This is a genomic window from Streptomyces sp. NPDC001401 (assembly GCF_042895385.1).
GTDB lineage: Bacteria > Actinomycetota > Actinomycetes > Streptomycetales > Streptomycetaceae > Streptomyces.
In genome coordinates, this window is sequence record NZ_JBIAWI010000017.1 from 230,274 (window position 1) to 249,539 (window position 19,266).

Here is a 19,266-nt window from a genome sequence, read left to right on the forward strand (position 1 = left end):
TTGCGGATCCACTAGTTCTGACCAGGTAAAACGGGGTACGAAAAACCCCTCGGAGTGATCTCCGAGGGGCTTCTTTTGATGGCGGGGGACGAACGGGGGACAGCGTGATCAGGCGGCGTTCTGTGCCTCATCCCGAGGGGCGGGCTGTACGACGCGCAGATGGCGATCCCCTGTCACTTCCGCATCCGAGGCGGGTGTTGCATCTTGCTGAACCTGGTCTCCCTCGGGGACTGGGGTGGGCGACTGTGTGCAGTGCGCCTCGGCTGCAGTGGCTTGCTGATCGTTGGGCTTTCCGACGCCGTTGCGGCGCGGCACCAGGTCAACGGGTGCGTTGGCGGCTGCCTGCTCGAACTGTGGCAGAAGGCTGGTGTAGGTGTCGGCGGTGAGCTGGTAGCTGCTGTGGCCGAGCAGGGCTTGGATCGCCTTCATGGATAGGCCGGCGGCCAGGCTGAGTGATGCGGCGCAGTGGCGCAGGTCGTGCAGGCGGATTGGTGGAAAGCCGATGCGCTGGATGAATCTGGCGAAGGCCTGGGAGACATTCGTGGGGTGGTGGGGTCGGCCGTCGGGTCGGGTGAAGACGTAGCCGGAGTCGACGTACGGGCTGTACTTTGTGGGGTCTTGGTGGTGCTTGTCCTCCCATTCGGCACGTTGGGCTTTCTGTACGTCGCGCCAGGCTGTGAGTAGGGCCAATGTGGCGTAGTCGAGGGCGATGGCGCGTCGGCCGCTGCGGCTTTTGGGGGTGTCTTTCCACACGTTGTAGTGGGAGTCGGTGACGAGTTGCCCGGAGACGTAGGCCACGCCTTTGGTCAGGTCGAGTTCGGTCCAGGGCAAGCCTGTTGCCTCGCCTCGGCGCGGTGCTCGGTACACCATGAGGTGCCACATGATGTACATCGGGTGGTTGACGGCCGCGTCGAGGAACTGGCCGGTCTGTTCGGGCGTCCAGACCATGACGGGTCCGGGCTTCTCGCCGGTTTCGCGCCAGCGGGCCACCCGTTCGTCGGTCCATACGAGCGGTTGGGGGCGCTCATATTTGGGGATGACGACGAGTTTGGCCCAGTTCTGGGTGATCAGCTTCTCGTTGACGGCGTCGCTGAGTGCGGCGGCGAGGCAGTCGAGGTACTTCTTCTGCGAGGCGGGCCCGGTGTCCTGGCGGGGCTTCGCCCGGGCTGCCTTGAGGGCTTCGCGGGCCTGGTCCCAGGTCTGGCGTAGTTCCGGTGGCCGTGGGGTGGGAGCTTGTCTCCAGGCGTGGTGGGCGGCTTCGTATTCGAGTTTGGCGAGCTCGGCTGCTTCCCGGTTGGTCTTCTTGATGTCGTTGTAGGCCCATATCTGCTGGAACATCTCTTGGATGTGGCGGTCGCGGAGGTCGCGCAGGGGGAGGTGGCCGAGGGCGGGTTTGAGGATGCGGTTGATGAAGTCGTGGTAGTCGCCGCGGGTTTTGCGTTTGAGGTCGACGCGTTTGGCGTGCCAGCGGTCGAGGTATGCGGCGACGGTTTCTTTGCTGTCGACGTCGATGCCGCCCTGGGCCTGATCCCACAGCTTTTGTGCTTCCTCTTTGGCTTTGGTCTGGGTGAGGAAGCCGCCCTTGCGGGGGCGTCGGCGCTTGCCGCCGGGGCCGTCGGGGAGTTTGACGTAGTAGTACCAGGAGCCGTGATCGCGTTTCTTGAGCAGGGGGCATGCGGAGCCGAGTTCACGCAACGCGGGCTTGCCGTTCGCGTCGATGATGGGCTGTCCGTCTTCGTCGAGCTTGGGTTCGGTGCACTTGCATCGCTTGTAGGTGCTGCCGTCGAACACGCGGGATTCCCCCTGAATGTGCCGGGTATGCCTTACGTGTCCTGATCATGCTGTAGCGAAGAGGACGCTTCCTTGGGCGCCGTAGGCTTCTGGTCAGGTGGCGCGGGGAAGAGGGATGTGACCACCTTTGTCCTCATCTGTGATGACCGTGCAGCGCACTCGTTCTGAGGGGCGTCGCGGCGGGATGTCGGTCGAGGAAGTGAAGTCCCTGCCGGCTGCGGTGAGCGTGGTGACGGCGGCTCGCGCGTTGGGGATCGGTTCGGACAAGGCGTACGAGTTGATCAGGCACGGTGCGTTCCCGGCGCAGACGATTCCACTGGGGCAGACGCAGAAGGTGTCGACGGCGAGCTTGTGGAAGGCGCTGGGGATCACCCTGGATGTGTAGCCACCTATACGGCCCGGGCGTCGCGTCGTTTGCACACGTCCGGGCTCCTCTTCCACCTCGCTCCAGCATGGGTGTAATTGCTGAAGATGCAGCTTGCCCCGTACAGGTTGCTATGAGCCGCGTCACATGCGGCAGCAAGCGGTGCCCCCTGGCCTGCAAATATCGCGCAAAGGCTGGCCAGTTCACGGGATCTTACGCATGCATGGCCCTCGCCCCGGATATACATTGGCCTATGTCAGGTCTAAGGGACTCCTAACGCGTTGTCGGCGCGAGGGGTCGCAGGTGCGAATAATTGATCGGAGTCAGCTGCGTGGGACGCTTGTCGGGCTACGTGCGCGCAGGGGTGGTGCATCCGCAGGAGGCGCCGTTGCTGCGGGAGGCCGTCACGCTGCTGTTCGGTGGCGATTCGGAAGCCGAGGCGACGCGGTGGCTGACGAGCAAGGGCATGCTGACCCCTCGCGGCAACGAGTTCCGCCGTGAAGTTCTGCACCGCCTGCTGGTCAATCCGCGGCTTGCGGGTCTGGATGAGAACGGCGAGCCGATCGAGGGCTGGGACGAGCGGGTTCTGGAGCCGGACGTCTACATGCGCCTGCAGGATCTGTTCGTGGAGCGCAGCGAGAAGCGCGGCACGCCGCGTGAAGCCCACGAGTACCTGGTCACCGGCGGGTGCGCGGTGTGCGACGAGTGCACGCAGGGCATGATCGGCAGCCGCGCCCACGCTGAGGCCCCGCCGTCCTATAAGTGCGACGGCTGCGGGAGAACCCGCATCAACGCCGAGAAGCTCGAAGACTTCGTGGCCGAGCACGTTCTGGCTGAACTGCTGAAGCCGGGGGCGCGTGAGCGGCTTGAGCAGTTGCAGCGTGACATCGAGGCGGAGATCGCCCGCTTGAAGGAGCACATTGCGGGTGCCGACGAGCGGTTCGCCGGCATCGGCGATCTGTACGGGCGCGGGCTGATGGTGAAGGCCGCGTTCGTCGCCGCGCAAAAGGCCAGTAAGGAAGATCTACGGACGTCCAAGGTGCGGCTGAAGCACCTGGAGCAGATGACCGACCTGCCGATCGGTGACGTGCACGACCTGGTGGCCTGGTGGCGTACGGCCTCGTTCGCGTCGAAGCGGGGCCTGGTGCTGCTGGAGATCGAGCATGTTCGGGTCGGCCGCGCTGAAGGCAGCCAGGCCCCGGAGAAGCGGGTCCTGCTCGACTGGCGACAGCCCGTTAGCTGAACCAATATCGCGACCTCGTTCGCGACCGGGGCGGGGTCGCACCCCGGTCGGTGATCGAGAACGCCCCTCAGTCGCTATATGCCCGGGATAGCGGAGGGCATGGCTTGCTGAGCGAGGTCGCCGGGTGCAACGATCATGAGCCGGGTGTTGTCGCCCAGCCTCTGCAGAGCCACGAACTCGACTTCGGTCTGCTCGTGCTGGTGCGGCAGGTAGAGGCGGCGGCGGTCGCCGTCGGGGTGGGTGACGGTGGTGACGTCGTCGTCGAGGATTCGGCGGGCGACCGGATCGGCCTGCCTGATGTGGTCGCAGACCTGGCTGAGGCGTGCGTCGTCCGGGTTCGCTTTGTGCGCGAGGCGCAGCTGTGAGGCCATGGGCTTGGCCCAGGTCTCCTCCCAGTCGATGAGCTGCAGGCGCGCTTCGGGGAAAGTAAGCGCCCAGATCATGACGTTGATGCCGTGCAGCATCCACGGGTAGTCGCGGGCAGCAGCCTCGTTGAAGACGCGTACGTCCCAGCTGTGGGTGTAGGTGTACGCCGGATATATCTGGCTGTGGACGATGGCCGCACCTACAGGGTCGATGGAGCTGGCGTCCGAGTGCGGGAGCGGTGGCGGTTCGCAGCCGTTGGCCTCCAGCCACAGGTGGGCCCGTTGTGCGCTGTCCAGGCCGAGGACGCGCACGATCCGCTCCAAGAACTCGTCGCCGACGTGATCGAGGACGCCGCGCTCCAGCTTTCCGTACCAGCCCTCGGTCACGCCTGTGAGTTCGGCCAGGTCCCGTTGGGTGAGGCCTGTGCGGCGGCGTGCGCCGTAGCGGGCGGTGAATCCGGGCACGGCGTGCGGGTCGCGTGATTCGCGCCAGGACTTGAGCATGCGGGTGATCGGAGGCAGGTTCCGCGCCATGAAGGTGTAGAGCTCCCCTGAAGTAAAGAACAGGAAAAGTATTAGGGAACCCTAACGCAACTTATACGCGTGTCCGACTTGAGGGGCCTGCCGTACAAGACATGCATATTTGTGCCCAGTCCAGACATTCCGACACCTCGGATAGGCGATAACCCGTACTCACAGTGCCGGTTGTGCGGGTACCGGCACGCCTAGAACCGGCCTAACGGGCTGGAATCCGGGCAATGTGTGGCCCCGCCGTGGGGGTCACCTTCCTCGACGGCCTCTCGCCTCCGATCTCTGCCCCACCGGGCGACGGGTCGTGGGCGGACATTGCATCGACGACGATCCCAGAGGTGTCAGGCATGAGCGTCTTCATCACCGGCGGCAACCGAGGCATCGGCTACGCCATAGCCACCGAGCTTGCCGAGGCCGGCCACAACGTGGCCGTCACCTACCGCTCCGGCGAGCCCCCCGCCCATTCCTACCTGCCGGGCCAGGAGCACACCGGGGGCCGCTTCCTTGCCGTGCGATGTGACGTCACCGACCCTAAGCAGGTCGACCTGGCGTTCAAGCAGTCCGAGGCCGAGCACGGCCCGGTCACCTCCCTCGTCTCCAATGCGGGGATCACCCGTGACGGGCTGCTCGCCCGCATGAGCGAGGACGACTTCACCGCCGTCCTCGATGCGAACCTGACCGCCGCCTACCGGGTCGCCAAGCGTGCCCTGCCGGGCATGCTGCGCGCCAAGGGCGGGCGAATGGTGTTCATTTCGTCGGCGACCGCGATGCACGGGGAGGCCGGCCAGACCAACTACGCTGCCTCCAAGGCCGGGCTGATCGGACTGGCCCGGTCCATCGCCCGCGAGTACGGCTCGCGCAGCATCACCGCGAACGTCGTCGCGCCGGGGCTGACCGCCACGGACATGGCCGCCGCTCTGCCGGAGGACCGCATCAAGGCGCTGCTCGGGCAGATCCCGCTCGGCCGTCTCGGGCAGCCCGAGGAGATCGCGCGCACCGTGCGGTTCCTCATCGACGAGGGCTCCTACGTCACCGGCGCGGTGATCCCGGTCGACGGTGGCGCGGGAATGGGGCACTAACAGGTGACCGCATCGAGGCAGCCCGCCTGGGGCTGCGGGGGAAGGCGGAGGCGAGGCCGCAAGTCGGAACGGCGGCACTGCGTACGAGTTCAGGAAGGGGCAGCCGGTCTACGCACTGCCGGGACAAGGGGGCAGGGGTGATCGACGTTGACCGCATTCTGGCACTGGCGGCGCAGCCTGCCCGGGCGGGATTTAGCCGCGGCCGCGATGCGGACCGCATGGCCGCTCTCGCCGGACTCGCGGGCAGGCATGAGGCGCCGGCCCTGCCTGTGGCGTGGTCAGCAGCCCGGTGCACCGAGCATCTCGGGCGGACAGGGCCCCAGGCGCCGGGCAACCGGGCGGCGGTGCGGGTGTGCGGGGCGTGCCCGATCCGCAAGGAATGCTTCGCCGTTCCCGTATCGGGGGCGCCACCACAGGTGCGGGCCTGGCGCGAGCAGGTGGACGAGCAGTCGTAGGTGACGCTGATGGGCGTCGGGATTCTCCCGGCACCCATCAGCGTTTCCGCATGTCAGAGCCCGTTTGAGGACGTGGTCGAGGTCACGTTGGCGTGGGATGCCGGGAGTGGACACCCCCACTCGCCATAGTAGAATTAACTCAGGAGATGAGGGAGAAAGAAACCTCACCAGCACCACTTGGAGCCCGAAATGCAGCGCGTCCTCAAGATGAGCCAGGTCCACCGCAACCCGCGCCAGCCGCGCGAGTACTTCAGCGAGGACGCGCTGAACGAACTGGCCAACTCCATCGACACGTACGGCCTGATGCAGGCCATCGAGGTCCGTCCCGACAACAAGAAGGGCGGCTACGAGATCGTCGCCGGTGAGCGCCGCTGGCGCGCCCACCAGATCCTCGGCCGCACCAAGATCCGCGCCACGATCACCTCGGAGAAGAACGAACTCCAGCGGTTCAAGCGGTCCATGTCGGAGAACGTGACCCGCGAGGACATGACCCCGTTCGAGGAGGCGCACGGCTACCAGCGGATCCTCGACGAGGAGGAGGGCGCGACCATCGAGTCCGTGGCCGCTGACTTCGCGAAGACCACCGCCTACGTGAAGCTGCGCCTGGCCCTGCTCGATCTGCGCATAGAGGTCCAGGAGCTTGTGCAGGACGGGAAGATCGGCACACAGGCGGCCGTGCAGATCGCCGCCCTCAACCTCGCCAACCAGGGCTCCGTCCTCAGCAAGGTCGTGCGCGGCGAGTTCGCCTCGGACAACGAGATCGTGCACTTCGCCTATGCGATGAAGCAGCAGCAGGACCAGGCCGTCCTCATGGTCGTCGAGGAGATGACCGAGGAGCAGCGCACCGAGCGCGCTGCCGCGCAGAAGAAGACCCGCAGCACGCTCGACAAGATCGAGCAGGTGCGGGCGCTGCTCGACGAGATCGGCAAGACCCAGCCGCTGAAGCTCGCCGAGACCCTCGAGACGCAGGTCGGGGCACGCTTGGAGCAGCTCGACAGGGTCGCCGAGTCGCTGACCAAGGCCCGCTTCCAGCTCAAGCAGGCCAAGGCGCACGCCGAAGCCCGCCAGCTCGTCACGGTCAACCCCGAGGCCGAGGCCGACCACACCGAAGAGCCGGACACCGCCGACGAGCACGAGGCTGTCGCGGCCTGACCGGCTCAGCTCCGGGGGTGCGGGCGCCCGCGTCCGCACCCCGGCCGGCGCGGCCACAACTCCGCGCCGCTTCTTTCCCGAAACCCCGCTACAGCACAGGAGTCAGGTTCGTCATGCGCTACAGCGCGCCCCTCACCCCCGCCCAGGGCGAGCAGCTCGGCAAGGACGTCGGCATGATCGTCGCCTTCGCCGCGAAGGCCCTCAACCATATGCACGGCACGAACATCGAACGCCTCATGCGGACCCTCGCCTCGTCCCACGCTCTGGAGGTCACCGCGGCCCGCTACTTGAAAGCCCTCGAGGACGGCCACACCCCAGGCGAGGCGGCAGGCCGAGCCTGGACCGCATTCGTACGGGACTGGGCGGACGCCGTCCTCGAAGCATCCGGGACCGCCCAGCCTCACAAGGAGAGCAAGTGACCACCAGAAGGGACTGGACCGCCATGGGCCACGCCGACTTCGACGCGGCAGCCCCCAACGAGCTGCCTGTACCGGCGGGCCCCGCTCGGATCGTTGCCGTACCTGACCGGTTCGGCACTGCCGCCCTCTTCGGCGACACCGTCCCTGATCCCGGCCCGCGTCGGTCCGGCCGCGAGCAGCCGGGCGACGTCGACGGTCAAGAAGAACTGTTCTGACACCCGCACCCCTGCAAGGAGTAAGTCTGTGAGCACGAGCACCGAGACGCTGCTCGGCGATGTCCGAAGCGCCCTGCACCGCCGTCACATAAGGTCCCATTCGCCGGACAAGGACCGCCCAGGCTGGCGTGCCCAACCCACGCTGCTGGACGACATTCCAGCCGTGATCCTGACCTGGCACGGCGCGACTGAACCCAACGCCCGTACGACCGGGCGCAGCACCACCACCGCGGCCGCAGGCTGGCTCCTCCACCTCGAACGCCACCTGGAGCAAGAGTTCATCGTGGGACGGCTTTATGCGGAACACCCCGGCAGCCGGGCTAACCGCACGCTTGTCGCGCTCCTGGCCTTCCACTCCGGCAAGGGCAAGGCCACACCAGGCGAGCAGATCACCTTCTGACCTCAACTCCCCCTCACCGTAGGGGCCTTAATGCCGATCTACCTGCCTGCGCCAGCACCGACACGCCCCGCCGACGGCAAGGGACTCAACCGCCTCAGCCTGAACGCCCACATCGGGGTGGGCGGCGCGCAGTGCGCCCTGAGACCCACGTCGTACCCGACTCTCTTCGAGAGCTACGACACCCGCCGCGCCCGATGGGGCGGCTTCGGACCCTGCACTCAGCGCGAGTGGACACCCCCACCATGGATAGTAGAATTAACTCAAGAGGTGAGGGGGTACCCGCACCGGCCGACCATCAAAGGAGGAGCGGATGTTCGCCACCTCGACATTCATCGACGCCATCACCGTCACCGGCACCCACGCCCCGGAATGTGATGAATGCGAAGGCGGCGGCACCGTCACCTACCCGCACGGGCCGCACGAGCGCACCCGCGAATGCAACGCCTGTCACGGGACCGGCCAATACCTCCCCTGCCCTGCGTGCAGCGACGGCACCAGCCCCGGTACGGGCGACACCTGCCCCATCTGCGAAGGCTTCGCGACCCTCACCTGACCAAAAATAGGCCACTACCCAAATGGGGCTTCGATGATTCTCGGAGACTCACTGACCGCGGAAGCCCTGGTCTCGAGCAGCAAAACCAACGCAACCATCAGCCCCAGCGGCACGATCCGCCTCGCCATCACCTTGCATGACGGCGCCATTCAGCACTTCGAGCACCCGCCCGCTGGCACCTGCACGGACTGGCGGGTCGCCGAACTCGAAGCCCCCGACTCGGGCTTCACCTTCGACGAGCCCGTCACCGAACAGTGGGGCCACGCACTCACCCTGATCGCCCGCAACTCCCTTACCTGAACGGCCAGGAGGCCAGCATGGAAGACTTCGAGAAGCACACCGGCGTGACGCTCGCCCGATCGACCCCCAAGGGCATGCTCCGCCCGTTCGGTGAAGTGCGCGGACATGCCACCGACCCCATCAGTGGACAGAGGCTCGTGATGGTGCAGTGGCCCGGCGCACCCAAGCCCCTCCCGTACGAACCCGACGAGCTCGCCATCGTCGACTGACCCAGAAATAGGTCAGTACACATCTTTGTGTTAGGTTCTGAGTGATGTCAGGCCCTGGCACGGCCCGACCATCCACCCACACCTCCGGACGGGCAGCGACCCCCCGCGCCCCGCCCGCCCGGAACGGCTCGTCAGATACGAGCCACCCCTCCGGCCGGGACCCGCACCCCCCTGCGGGTCCCGGCCAGCCCATGGAGCAACCAACATGCCTGCCCTGAACAACCACCACGACATGCGCCACACGAGCCACGACGACGCCCTTTACGAGGCCCTCGTCCTCGAGCGATACGGCCGCTCCCTGCAGGAAATCCTGTGGGAGGAAACGAAGCGCCCGCTGCCCGAACTCCTCAAGGAACGCCACCGCAGCCCCGCGCTCCCGGCCCCGCCCGCCGTCCGGCGCCAGCCGCGACCGGACCCGGACGCCGCCGCGCACCTCGCCGCCCTCCTGGAGGCCGACGTCCCGCGCCGCAGGCGGGCCGCGTGACCGAGGAACAGTTCCGCCGGCACGTCCGCAAGATCGCAGCCCTCCGCGGCTGGACTCTCACGTACCACACCCACAACTCGCAGCGCAGCGACGCAGGATGGCCCGACGAGGTCTACGGACACCCCAAGGCCAAACGCATCATCTTCGCCGAGTTCAAGTCCGACACCGGACGCATACGCCCGGCGCAACGCGACTGGCTCAAACACCTCGCTGCCTGCGGCCTCGAAGTCGCACTGTGGCGGCCCAAAGACCTCGACCACATCGTGAACGTCCTCGCCCCCGACGGCCCCCGCGCCCAACTACCCGACAACTTCTGACAAAGGAAGCTGACCCCGTGCACGACCGCCCCAAGCAGCACTCCGAGATCCCTCCGATGCCCGGAGCCACGTGGTGCAACTCCTGCGACAGTTGGTTCAACCCCATCACCAACACCTGCCGCTGCAACAATCGCTGACCACCCCAGGGAACAACCGCCATGAATCACTCTGCTCGCGCGACCAACCACACGACGGCATCCTCCGCGCCCCTCGGCCCGGACCGCGAGCAGAGCGCCCCCACACCAGGAACCGGCACCGAGCTGGTCCTCGCCGAAGTCGCCCGCCTGGCCAACGAGCTGTGCGAACACCTCTCCGACAGCCAGTGGCGCACAGCAGCCCGCATCCGGGAACTCGCCGAAGCCGCCCTGCCGACCGCCGGAGACCGCTGAATGCACGCCCGCTTCGAACCCCTGCCTGTCCCAACCCGCAGCCAGGAGGCACACGACACCGCCCAGGCCCTCCGCGAACGCCCGGACGAGTGGGCGCACATCGAGACCCTCGGCAACCTGAACCGGGCCACCAACCTCGCGTACCGCATCCGGACCGGCCGACACAGCGCCTTCCGCCCAGCCGGCGTATTCGATGCCACCGCCCGCCTCGCCCACGATGGCACCGCCAGCGTCTACGCCTGCTACATCAGCACCGCTCAGCAGTAGCCTTCCGCCAGCGCCACCACCTCCGGAGCCATGGCTACAGCGACGTCATTTGGGCTCTGGCACAGATCTTGGACGGCGGTCACGGAGCGTCACTGAAGCAGGATCATCTTGCGAAGGAGTTCGAATCCGGCCCGGCCGTACAGCTGCCTTTGATCTTTTCACCCTGTTCACAGCGCCCTCGGTGCCGCCGGAGCTCCAGCGCACGGTGAGTCCGGCGGTCACGGCTTCCAAGTCGGTGGTGAGTCCGTGGGCGCAGCCGGTGATCCCGGGCAGCTGTGCGGCGCGTGCGGTGTTGATCCAGTTCGGCAGGTCTGCGCCGGTGCGTAGGGCGCGAATCTGGGCGAAGTCCCGTACGAGGTTGTGAGTTTGGACCAGCTCGGGACAGGTGCTGAGGACTGCCTTGAGCTGGGTGGTTTCGTCTTCGGTGAGGGTGTCGGGGTGGCGGGTGATCCAGCCGACGATGGCACGTACGGAGGGTGCTGTGGCCGCCGGTGCAGGGGTGTCGGGCCACTGAAGGCGGCTGCGGGCCCAGTCCCGCAGGCTGGTGTAGGGCAACCCGGTAGCCACGGCCGGCGAGTTCTTCGCGCAGTTCCTTGATGGTGATCGCGCCGTCGGTCTCGTCGATGCGCCGTTGCAGGTAGGGCTGGTGGATGTCGAGGCGGCTGGGACGGGTTCGGCGTCCGGTGACCATGTCCTGCCAGCGGGCGGCACGTGCGTACCGCTGGGCGGTGTGCCGTCCCCCAGCTCAGGTGGCGGGCGATGGCCCGCAGGCCCATACCGTCACTCAAAAGGCCGTGGACCAGGGCGTGATGGGCCCGCATCCGCTCGGCTCGGCGGCCGGGCGGCAGCACGGCGAAGGGCAGCCCGGACTCGCCGTCGGCGGCCTCACGCTCCGGCGACGGAACAGCGGCGCGCAAGCAGTCGCGGTGCGCCGCGACGCACTTCTCGACGGCCTGGCCGAGGTTCTGGAGCAAATGAAACCGGTCCGCAACTTGCAGCGCGTCGGGGGCACCGAGAGCCGCGCCTTCTAACGGTGGAGTCGGGTATTGGAACTGTCCGAATGCCACACTTCCCACCGTCGATCTGAGGCAGTCTGGCCCCCGGTTGAAGTGCGGGCCGACAACAGGAGTGCATCATGTTGTCGGGGCGGGGTGATGTGGTTGTCGCGGGTACAGGGACCTTCCCGGCAAGAGTTGATCCGACAGAGGCGTCGGGCCACGTTCATTGGCCGGCACGATGAACTCGCTGGGTTCCGGGAGAACTTCACTCGGGATCCCGGCGACGAGGCGTACCAGTTCGTCTTCCACGTGCACGGCAATGCTGGCGTGGGCAAGACATCGCTGGTCCGACGGTGGGAGGACGCGGCCCGTGAGCAGGGAGCTATAACAACCTACCTGGATGACGACGTACATAGTGCTGTGGAGGCCATGGAGGCGATCAGCCAGCAGCTCGGCCGTCAGGGCCTACCGCTGAAGGAGTTCAACAGGCTGGTGGCGACGTACAAGCAGCGCAGGCACGAGGCACTGATCGACTCCGCCGCGCAGACCTTAGGGACAGCCGGCACAGGGCAGGCACCTGCTGCTTCGACGTCCAGCACGGTCGCTGCGCGGGCAGGACTGGCGGCGCTCGGCATGGTACCGGGGGTGGGGGCATTCACCAGCGTGGTCGACCCTCAGCAGATCGCCCAAGGAGTCGACAGGCTCCGGGCCGTAGTGAGCGCACGGCTACGCGACCACGACGACGTCGAGTTGGTGCTGTCACCACTGCAGGTCCTCACTCCGGTCTTCCTGGAGGACCTGGCCGAGGTGGCACGGCGTCGGCCATGGATGATGGTCTCCTTCGATGCGTATGAACGGACCGCACCGGTACTGGATGCCTGGCTACGGGAACTACTCTTCGGCGATCGCTACGGCGAACTGGCAACCAACGTTCTGGTCGTACTGTCGGGGCAGGGGCGGCTGAACACACGTTACTGGGGCGATTGTCTGGATCTCGTAGCCGAGGTGCAGTTGGACGCCTTCACCGACCACGAGGCCCGACAGCTTCTGGCCGCGAAGGGCATTACCGACGAGGCTCTCGTCAGAGTCGTGCTACGGCTGTCCGGCCGACTGCCCGTCCTGGTCGACACCCTTGCCCAAAACCACCCCACCGGAACTGACGCGATAAACGATCCCTCCGCCACTGCTGTGGAACGCTTCTTGAAGTGGGAGAGCAGCCCTCACCACCGTGTCGCCGCCTTGTCCTGCGCTCTGCCCTTGCAGCTGAACGAGGACATCTTCCGCGCCGCCACGCCCGCTGAGGCAGCGGAGGAGTACTCCTGGCTACAGGCTTTGCCATTCGTCACGAACAACGCCGGACGCTGCCGCTACCACGAAGTCGTTCGCGGTCTGATGCTCCGGCATCAGCGCATCCAGTCCCCTGCCCAGTGGCGTGACCAGCACATCCGCCTTGCCAACCTGTTTGAGCAGTGGCGTCAGGTCCTGGAAGAGGTCCTCCCGCCCGAGAAACGCTGGGATGATGCCGCGTGGTGCGAGAACCGACTGAACGAGACCTACCACCGTCTGTGCGCACACGCCCAGCATGCGCTGCCTGATGCCCTCCTAGAAACCGTCCACGCCTGCGATCACAGCATCGAATCCCTCCACCGATGGGTCCAAATGCTGGGCCAGGCCGGCGAAGATACCGACTCGGTCAATCTCGCGCCCTGGGCTCAGCATCTGCGCACGGCAGCGGATGACGGCACTTCAGGCAGCATCGCTGCCTTGTCGCTGCTTCTCAACGCGCCGGAGCTGAGCGCCGTCGGCAAAGCCCTGGGCTATGCCATCCGCGGCCGCGAGCATCGCAAGAATGGCAATCTCGACAGTTCCCTGAACGACTACACGGCGGCGATCACGCTGAGCCCAGACTTCGCTCGCGCCTACCAGGGCCGGGGCTGGACCTACGAAGCCATGAACCGCTACCCGGAAGCCGCAGCCGATCTCAACCGCGCCATCGAACTCGACGCGAACGACAGCTCCACTCTCATCAACTGCGGCATCGCCAACCGCGTCATGAATCGCCTATCCGAATCACTGGCCACCTTCACCCGCGCCATCGAACTCGATCCGACCGACAGCGCCGCCTACGCACACCGCAGCGCGACATATCATTTCATGAACCACATGCCGGAGGCTCTCGCCGATCTCGACCGTGCGATCGAACTTGATCAGACCTCTGCCTGGCCCGTGAGGCTTCGTGCAGGGCTGTATCACGCCATGGGAAGATACGACGAAGCCCTTGCCGATTGGGCCCGTTCTGTCGCTATCGAACCCGATCCGTTCAATCGTCGCGGAGACATCGTGCAGCGCGGAGAAACGCACTCTGCCATGGGGCGCTACGAGGAAGCCTTGGCAGACTTCAGCGAGGCCATCGAGATGGATTCGAGTCCGAACTCCGGAGCCTTCTTCCGTCGGGGGATTACTTATCGCCGCCTGGCTCGCTACCCGGAGGCCATGGCCGACCTTCACAGCGCCCTCGAAACCATTGCCAGTAGCAATGCCAGCAATGGCGCCGATGGTTGGTACCATTTCGAGTTCGCGGTTCTCTGTCGCTTGATGTCGCACGACGAGGAGAGCGAGCATTGGCGTCGAGCGGTGGAGATTTTCACCGAGGAGGCGTCTCGGGGAGGCTATCACGGCGCATGGGCTCGGGGGAATCTCCTCGTGACCTTCTGTGCCATACTTGAGTGGGATAAGGCCACTGAGCAACTTGAGTCGTTTCTGGCCACCCCTCCTAATCCGATGCAGATCGCGGATGTGCTGAACGATCTGAATGATTTGCAACGGACTCTATCTATCGAAACAGTGAGAGTGGATCTGCTCCGACGCCGACTGGAAGTCTCGCTCGAAGAACAACAAAGCCCCCGGTAGACACGTTCCCGAAGTTGCCGACGTTCGGGGTCATCGAGTTGCTTTCATTCAGAGCCGAACCACGCTTCATCGAGGGGTACGTGCGTCTCCGTTCCGTGGCCATGGGGCAGCTCGTGGGCCGATCTCGGCGGCGTAGGACGCCCAGTCCGCGCCTGATGCCTGTTACCACTGGACGGCGACTTTGATGTGGACCCCGAGCATCCGGGCGAGGATCGCGGCGGGGACTTCGGCCGATAGGCGCCTATCTCGGCACCCGACGTGGACACGACCAGGGAGCCGGTCTCGTCATAGATGATCGGATCGATGCTTGGCACATACACCCGCAGTCTCATGCACTCCATCAACCGTGGCACGCGCGATGCGCAAGGTCGGCGGTTGGTCAGCCTGCCGTTGTAAAACGACCTGCCTGGTAGAAAGACTTGCTGACCACCTTGACCAGATCAAGGAGCGGTCTTTCTCAACTCCGAACATAAGCGAAGGCGGTGCGGTGTACGGCACGCGCGCGGGTTTGCCTGAGAAGGCCCTCAGGTACACCATGGAAGTCACGGATCGTTCGCGACAGTGCTAACCCGGTCCGGCCCCCAAGCCGGCCGTGGAGACGACCAGTTCCCGCCCAGCCAGCCGGAGTCCCGCATGACGTCGCGACGCACACCCCACCGCACCCCGCTGCCGCCTTCCTGGAACTGCACTGGGGCGGTGTGCACTTGGTTCTCGAGCGAGTGCCGTACCGACTCCTAGCCCTCATCAGCAGTGCTGCAGGCACAGTGAGCGGAGTCGTCTGGTTTGGCGGACGCTGACAGCCCAGCGGATCCTTCGTTGGCTGCGGCATGCTCTTCCGGCTCCACCGAGGCGCCTCCGGCGGGCCCCATTTTGTGAAGCCTGTATCGCGGCGACCTGAAATGGACCCTCGAGTGACGAGCCAGTAGGCCAAGTAGAGCTATTCCAGGCCACCTTCACAGGAGGCGATCTTCACAGATTGGGGCCGCTTCGAGACGCCTCGGTGGTCCCAATTGACGGCTCTGGCACAGATCTTGTGGAGCGATTACGGCGGGTGACCGTAATTCCCGATGCCGAAATCGTCTACTGTGCCGTGACCATCCAGCCGGTCGCTGCCCGCGATGCGCATCCGATGCCCTCACCCCTGAGCGGCAGTTGCCTAAGGGCTGTCCCGCAAAGATCTCGGCTCCGAGTACGGGGCAGCCTGAAGACCCTCAGCCAGCGGTTCGTGAGGTGTTCAGGGACTGGGCGAAGTCGGCGAGTGTGCGGAAGTCGTTCTCCCGTAGGCCGATCCGCGGGTTGACGTGGTGGAGGAGCCCGGGCCCGTGGTGGTGGGCGGTCACGTAGGTCTGATCCAGCTCGCTCTGCTCGTCGTCCACCCAGGCGAAGGGACGGCCGCCTGCGTAGTCCACCAGCGGTCTGGTCTTCCAGTGGACTCCATCAGGGCGCTCTTGTAGGAGGACGTCGCCGAAGTCGACGAAGGGAAGTTCCGGAAGGCCAACGACCGGTGCGATCCACCGGTTGGCGTCGTCCATCCATGTGGTGGCCCAGCACAGCTCGAAGCCGAGCTGGAGCAGGATTCGCCCGTGCTCTGGGTTGAGCCAGACACGTAGGGGGTGCCGGGACGAGAGGCCCCTGGCGTCCTCATGAGCGTCGTTCCGGGGGACTCTGAGTGTGGTGTAGCCGTCAGGACGCCTCTCCGGCTGGGCCGCGTAAGGGTTGAGCGGCCCGTCCACATCGAGGAACAGCAGCGGTCGGTTCACGGTTTCCCCCGGTCTTGCGCACTGTGGACTGCGCTGATCAGCGTAACTGTGGGATGGTCTCGGCATTGGGCTGGCCTGAGTGATGATCATGATGTGGCGAGTGTGATCACGGCATCGGAGCCGTCCTGGATAACCCCGTTTGCGGGGCTGAGCCCGCGCTGTTTCGGCAAGCTGCTGACCACGCTGCGGCGCGGTGGAGCCGATGGGCTCCACCGAGGCCGGCCGTGGAGCCTGCCGCTGGAGGACCGGGTGTTGCTGGTCACGGCCTACTGGCGCACCAATCTGACGTTGCGGCAGCTCGCTCTGTTGTTCGGCGTCTCGAAGTCGACGGCCGGCCGAGTCATCAACCACCTCGGCCCCCTGCTCGCGCTCCGGCCCCGCAAGCGGTTCGCCAAGGACACAGTGCTCATCGTGGACGGCACCCTGGTGCCCACCCGCGACCACACGATCGCCGAGCGGTCGAAGACATCTCATGTCGTTGGTTGGTCAAGGAGGTGCTCAGGCAGCAAGGTCCGCGGGCGGCGCGAAGGCACGATCGGGGTCGAACAGCGCGCGGTGCTGCAGACAGTGGTAGAGGCAGCCGAGCAGTTTGTTGAACAAGTTCCTGAGAGCTGCGGTATGGCGTTCTCCACCAGCTCGCCGTCGGTCATAGTGGGCTCGCGGAGCCTGCGTTCGGAGGGCCGCGAAGGCCCACATGTGCCCGGCTGAGGCCAGTCGCTGGTTCTTGACGGTCCGGGCCACGACCACGTGGCTTCGACCGGAGGCTCGCGTCACAGGTGCCGCTCCGGCGTATGCCTTCATGGCTCTGGCGTCTGCGAAGCGTTCGCGATCATCCCCGATCTCGGCGAGGACACGTGCCCCGGACAGTACAGACAGTCCGGGGAAGCTCGTGATGATGTCGGCATCCGGGTGTGCGAGGAATGCTTCCTCCGTCGCCGCCGCGAGCTGAGTGACGCTGAGGCAGGCGGCGTCGACCTGCCGGATGAGCGCCACTGCCTGGTGCCCCAGCGCCTGTTCGACCTGCGGCAGTTGCCGCAGGTATTCGGCGCGGAAGACTGTCCGAAGCCGCTCGACCTCGGCTTCGATCCCACAGCCTGGACGCTCGCCGCGCTTGAGCAGCATGCGCAGCTGGCTGCGGGTCAGCCTGGCGGCATCGGCCGGCGTGGGCGCGGCAGTCAGGATCACGCGAGCGCGTGGTGAGTCGAGTCCGGGCTTGCCGGTGCCGTGGAAGGCGGCGAGGGCGGCTGGGTAGTACTCGCGCAAGTGTGACCGGAGCCGGTTGATCATCTGCTGCCGGTCCCAGATCGCGTCCTGGTGTGCGCGGGCCAGAACAGCGATGGTTTGCCCGGCCTCGCTATCGTCGGGCAAGGGACGGTGGGCGCGTCGGTCGGTCCGCAGGATGTTGGCCAGAACCCGGGCGTCCGCTGCGTCGGACTTGGCTCGGGAGACGCTGCCGCGATCGCGATAACGGGCTGCGGCCAGTGGGTTGATCGCGTAGATCTGACGGCCTGTGGCCCGCAAGCCGGCGACGAGGAGCCCGCGCGGCGTCTCGATAGCGACAGGAATCGGATCCTCTGCGGTGTCCCCGTGCCGGGTCAGAAGCTCCATCAGCGCGTGGAAGCCGGCGCTGTCGTCGCTGATCCGTAGCTTGGCCACCTGGGTTCCGTCCTGGTCGACCAGGGCTATGTCGTGGTGCCCCTCCGCCCAGTCGATGCCGCACAAAATCTTGCTCAACCCTGTACCTCCGTACGAATCTGCGGGTCAGTCCCACGCGGAGCACGCGGCGCTCTAATAGAAGTGCTCCAGGCACGCCATCTCATGAGCCGTTCGTGTCTCCAGCGACCAACAGGGACCTCGGTCTGTTGGAGAGCTCATGGGGCTCGCGAACTGCTGAGAGGTGGCCCCTGTCGGCGGGCTGAGGACATGAAAGCCGGTGATATCCGAGCTCCTGCCGGGCGGGACCGGTCTTAGACGAGAGATCAAGGTCCCGGAACTACCGAAGGTCTCCGCCCGGCGGGGCAAGGCGCAAGGCGGAGCCAGTCTGACAACCGGGATCCAGTCCCGGAACGGCAGTAGGCTTCCGCCTCGCATGGCACCCCCTGCACTCACGTGCTCGGGGCCACCGATGACCTATTAGAACTACCGGTACTCCACCAACCACCAGGTCGTCATCGACGCCGACACCCGGCTGGTCGTCGTGGTCGGCCGGCCGCTCGCCGGGAACCGCAACGATTGCAAGGCATGGGAGGAATCCGGCGCCAAGGCCGCCGTCGGCCGCACCCTCACCATCGCCGACGGCGGCTACCCGGGCACCGGACTCGTCATCCCGCACCGCCGAGAGCGCGGCCAGACCGAACTGCCGGCCTGGAAAGAGGAACACAACAAGTCCCACAAGCAGGTCCGAGCCCGCGTCGAGCACGCCTTCGCCCGCATGAAGACCTGGAAAATCCTCCGCGACTGCCGCCTCAAAGGCGACGGCGTCCACCACGCCATGCTCGGCATCGCCCGGATGCACAACCTCGCCCTCACCGTAGCCCTTAGCGTCTGCACATCATTTCTGTCGCTGTGCCGCGAGCCGCGCGGCGAGCGCAGCGATCACACCGCTTCCCAGCAGTCCCGCGGCAGCGGCAGCGGCGCCGTGGTCGACGAAGTACTTCGCGATCCACATAAAGCCCGCGATGCCTGCTGCTGCGGTCGCCACTCCAGCCGCCCGGAACCAGACGTCGATGCGATCCATGCGGCGCCGATGTTCGTACTCCGCCTCAATCTGACGGATCATCCGCTCGGCGCTACCGGGAACGGTCTCGTTCCAGATAGCGCCTTGCTCGGCGGGCGGAAGGTCGCCCCAGCTCCGAGACGGCTCCGAGACCGGCGTCGGCTCCTGGGATGCCGGTTCACTCATTCTCGGACTCCCGCGAAGAGAGGCTGGGCGGAGGGCCGAGCCGGTTGTAGGCCAGGTGAAGCAGTTCTTGTCCACGGACATCAGCCCGTCCGGGTGAGCGGTCAGTTGATCTCTTGCTGGGCGGACAGCTCATCTCCCTGTCCGGTATGACTATTGATCCCTG

22 protein-coding genes and 3 pseudogenes are annotated in these 19,266 nt (G+C 66.1%); 19 read left to right on the forward strand and 6 right to left on the reverse strand.

Annotation, left to right across the window (positions count from 1 at the left end):
• Positions 1–108: 108 nt before the first annotated feature.
• Entirely contained in the window at positions 109–1,791 is a 1,683-nt protein-coding gene (locus tag ACFY10_RS41405; protein ID WP_390670470.1) for a tyrosine-type recombinase/integrase, read from the reverse strand.
• Positions 1,792–1,933: 142 nt separating this feature from the next.
• Between ACFY10_RS41405 and ACFY10_RS41410 the strand changes: the two genes are divergently transcribed.
• Together ACFY10_RS41410 and ACFY10_RS41415 are read left to right on the forward strand one after the other, a co-directional pair.
• Positions 1,934–2,176, forward strand: a complete 243-nt coding sequence (locus tag ACFY10_RS41410) for a DNA-binding protein (RefSeq protein ID WP_390670471.1) — start codon at positions 1,934–1,936, stop codon at positions 2,174–2,176.
• Between the two features lie 310 nt (positions 2,177–2,486).
• Complete coding sequence (locus ACFY10_RS41415; protein ID WP_390670472.1) at positions 2,487–3,398, forward strand: recombinase family protein; 912 nt, start codon at positions 2,487–2,489, stop codon at positions 3,396–3,398.
• A 74-nt stretch (positions 3,399–3,472) separates the two neighbouring features.
• Here the strand turns inward: ACFY10_RS41415 and ACFY10_RS41420 are convergent, their stop codons facing one another.
• Entirely contained in the window at positions 3,473–4,297 is an 825-nt protein-coding gene (locus ACFY10_RS41420; RefSeq protein ID WP_390670473.1) for a helix-turn-helix domain-containing protein, read from the reverse strand.
• 344 nt (positions 4,298–4,641) lie between these two features.
• Between ACFY10_RS41420 and fabG the strand changes: the two genes are divergently transcribed.
• The 12 genes from fabG to ACFY10_RS41480 all read left to right on the forward strand — a co-directional run bounded on the left by fabG (position 4,642) and on the right by ACFY10_RS41480 (position 10,533).
• Complete coding sequence (gene fabG, locus ACFY10_RS41425) at positions 4,642–5,373, forward strand: 3-oxoacyl-ACP reductase FabG (protein ID WP_390670474.1); 732 nt, start codon at positions 4,642–4,644, stop codon at positions 5,371–5,373.
• A 644-nt stretch (positions 5,374–6,017) separates the two neighbouring features.
• Positions 6,018–6,980 carry a ParB/RepB/Spo0J family partition protein gene (locus ACFY10_RS41430; protein ID WP_390670475.1) on the forward strand — a complete coding sequence of 321 codons (963 nt, stop codon included), beginning with the start codon at positions 6,018–6,020 and terminating at the stop codon, positions 6,978–6,980.
• A gap of 113 nt (positions 6,981–7,093) precedes the next feature.
• Positions 7,094–7,399, forward strand: coding sequence for a hypothetical protein (locus ACFY10_RS41435; protein ID WP_390670476.1), 306 nt, complete (start codon positions 7,094–7,096; stop codon positions 7,397–7,399).
• Positions 7,396–7,614 (forward strand): hypothetical protein, encoded by a 219-nt coding sequence (locus ACFY10_RS41440; RefSeq protein ID WP_390670477.1) that lies wholly within the window; start codon positions 7,396–7,398, stop codon positions 7,612–7,614. The genes ACFY10_RS41435 and ACFY10_RS41440 overlap by 4 nt, the downstream gene beginning before the upstream one ends.
• 28 nt (positions 7,615–7,642) lie before the next feature.
• The gene (locus ACFY10_RS41445) at positions 7,643–8,014 is read left to right on the forward strand and encodes a hypothetical protein (protein WP_390670478.1); all 372 of its coding nucleotides are present in this window, start codon (positions 7,643–7,645) and stop codon (positions 8,012–8,014) included.
• A gap of 310 nt (positions 8,015–8,324) precedes the next feature.
• Positions 8,325–8,567, forward strand: coding sequence for a hypothetical protein (locus ACFY10_RS41450; protein WP_390670479.1), 243 nt, complete (start codon positions 8,325–8,327; stop codon positions 8,565–8,567).
• Between the two features lie 33 nt (positions 8,568–8,600).
• Positions 8,601–8,867 carry a hypothetical protein gene (locus ACFY10_RS41455; protein ID WP_390670480.1) on the forward strand — a complete coding sequence of 89 codons (267 nt, stop codon included), beginning with the start codon at positions 8,601–8,603 and terminating at the stop codon, positions 8,865–8,867.
• Between the two features lie 17 nt (positions 8,868–8,884).
• Positions 8,885–9,076: a hypothetical protein gene (locus ACFY10_RS41460; RefSeq protein ID WP_390670481.1), complete on the forward strand. Its 192-nt coding sequence runs from the start codon at positions 8,885–8,887 to the stop codon at positions 9,074–9,076.
• Between the two features lie 205 nt (positions 9,077–9,281).
• Positions 9,282–9,560, forward strand: a complete 279-nt coding sequence (locus tag ACFY10_RS41465) for a hypothetical protein (RefSeq protein WP_390670482.1) — start codon at positions 9,282–9,284, stop codon at positions 9,558–9,560.
• On the forward strand, positions 9,557–9,877 hold the full coding sequence (locus ACFY10_RS41470) for a VRR-NUC domain-containing protein (protein WP_390670484.1): 321 nt from the start codon (positions 9,557–9,559) through the stop codon (positions 9,875–9,877). The genes ACFY10_RS41465 and ACFY10_RS41470 overlap by 4 nt, the downstream gene beginning before the upstream one ends.
• Positions 9,878–10,035: 158 nt before the next feature.
• On the forward strand, positions 10,036–10,266 hold the full coding sequence (locus ACFY10_RS41475) for a hypothetical protein (protein WP_390670485.1): 231 nt from the start codon (positions 10,036–10,038) through the stop codon (positions 10,264–10,266).
• The gene (locus ACFY10_RS41480; RefSeq protein ID WP_390670486.1) at positions 10,267–10,533 is read left to right on the forward strand and encodes a hypothetical protein; all 267 of its coding nucleotides are present in this window, start codon (positions 10,267–10,269) and stop codon (positions 10,531–10,533) included.
• 45 nt (positions 10,534–10,578) lie between these two features.
• On the opposite strand, the gene ACFY10_RS41485 is transcribed toward ACFY10_RS41480, so the two are convergent.
• The gene (locus ACFY10_RS41485) at positions 10,579–11,244 is read right to left on the reverse strand and encodes a transposase (RefSeq protein WP_390670487.1); all 666 of its coding nucleotides are present in this window, start codon (positions 11,242–11,244) and stop codon (positions 10,579–10,581) included.
• Positions 11,245–11,327: 83 nt separating this feature from the next.
• Between ACFY10_RS41485 and ACFY10_RS41490 the strand changes: the two genes are divergently transcribed.
• The 3 genes and pseudogenes from ACFY10_RS41490 (at position 11,328) to ACFY10_RS41500 (ending at position 14,127) form a co-directional block, all read left to right on the forward strand.
• The gene (locus tag ACFY10_RS41490; protein WP_390670488.1) at positions 11,328–11,564 is read left to right on the forward strand and encodes a hypothetical protein; all 237 of its coding nucleotides are present in this window, start codon (positions 11,328–11,330) and stop codon (positions 11,562–11,564) included.
• Between the two features lie 123 nt (positions 11,565–11,687).
• Positions 11,688–14,036, forward strand: a pseudogene (locus tag ACFY10_RS41495) (tetratricopeptide repeat protein); the annotation flags it as partial.
• Positions 13,951–14,127: a PEP-CTERM sorting domain-containing protein gene (locus ACFY10_RS41500; RefSeq protein WP_390670502.1), complete on the forward strand. Its 177-nt coding sequence runs from the start codon at positions 13,951–13,953 to the stop codon at positions 14,125–14,127. The pseudogene ACFY10_RS41495 and the gene ACFY10_RS41500, both read left to right, overlap by 86 nt.
• Positions 14,128–15,652: 1,525 nt before the next feature.
• Here ACFY10_RS41500 and ACFY10_RS41505 read toward each other — a convergent pair.
• Positions 15,653–16,201, reverse strand: coding sequence for a hypothetical protein (locus tag ACFY10_RS41505; RefSeq protein ID WP_390670489.1), 549 nt, complete (start codon positions 16,199–16,201; stop codon positions 15,653–15,655).
• 93 nt (positions 16,202–16,294) lie between these two features.
• Here ACFY10_RS41505 and ACFY10_RS41510 point away from each other — a divergent pair.
• Positions 16,295–16,666: pseudogene (locus ACFY10_RS41510) on the forward strand (transposase family protein); the annotation flags it as partial.
• 33 nt (positions 16,667–16,699) lie between these two features.
• Here the strand turns inward: ACFY10_RS41510 and ACFY10_RS41515 are convergent.
• Positions 16,700–17,935: an IS110 family transposase gene (locus ACFY10_RS41515; RefSeq protein ID WP_390670490.1), complete on the reverse strand. Its 1,236-nt coding sequence runs from the start codon at positions 17,933–17,935 to the stop codon at positions 16,700–16,702.
• A gap of 403 nt (positions 17,936–18,338) precedes the next feature.
• Here ACFY10_RS41515 and ACFY10_RS41520 point away from each other — a divergent pair.
• Positions 18,339–18,728: pseudogene (locus ACFY10_RS41520) on the forward strand (transposase); the annotation flags it as partial.
• A gap of 24 nt (positions 18,729–18,752) precedes the next feature.
• Here the strand turns inward: ACFY10_RS41520 and ACFY10_RS41525 are convergent.
• Positions 18,753–19,103 (reverse strand): DUF2335 domain-containing protein, encoded by a 351-nt coding sequence (locus tag ACFY10_RS41525; RefSeq protein WP_390670491.1) that lies wholly within the window; start codon positions 19,101–19,103, stop codon positions 18,753–18,755.
• Positions 19,104–19,266: the final 163 nt, after the last annotated feature.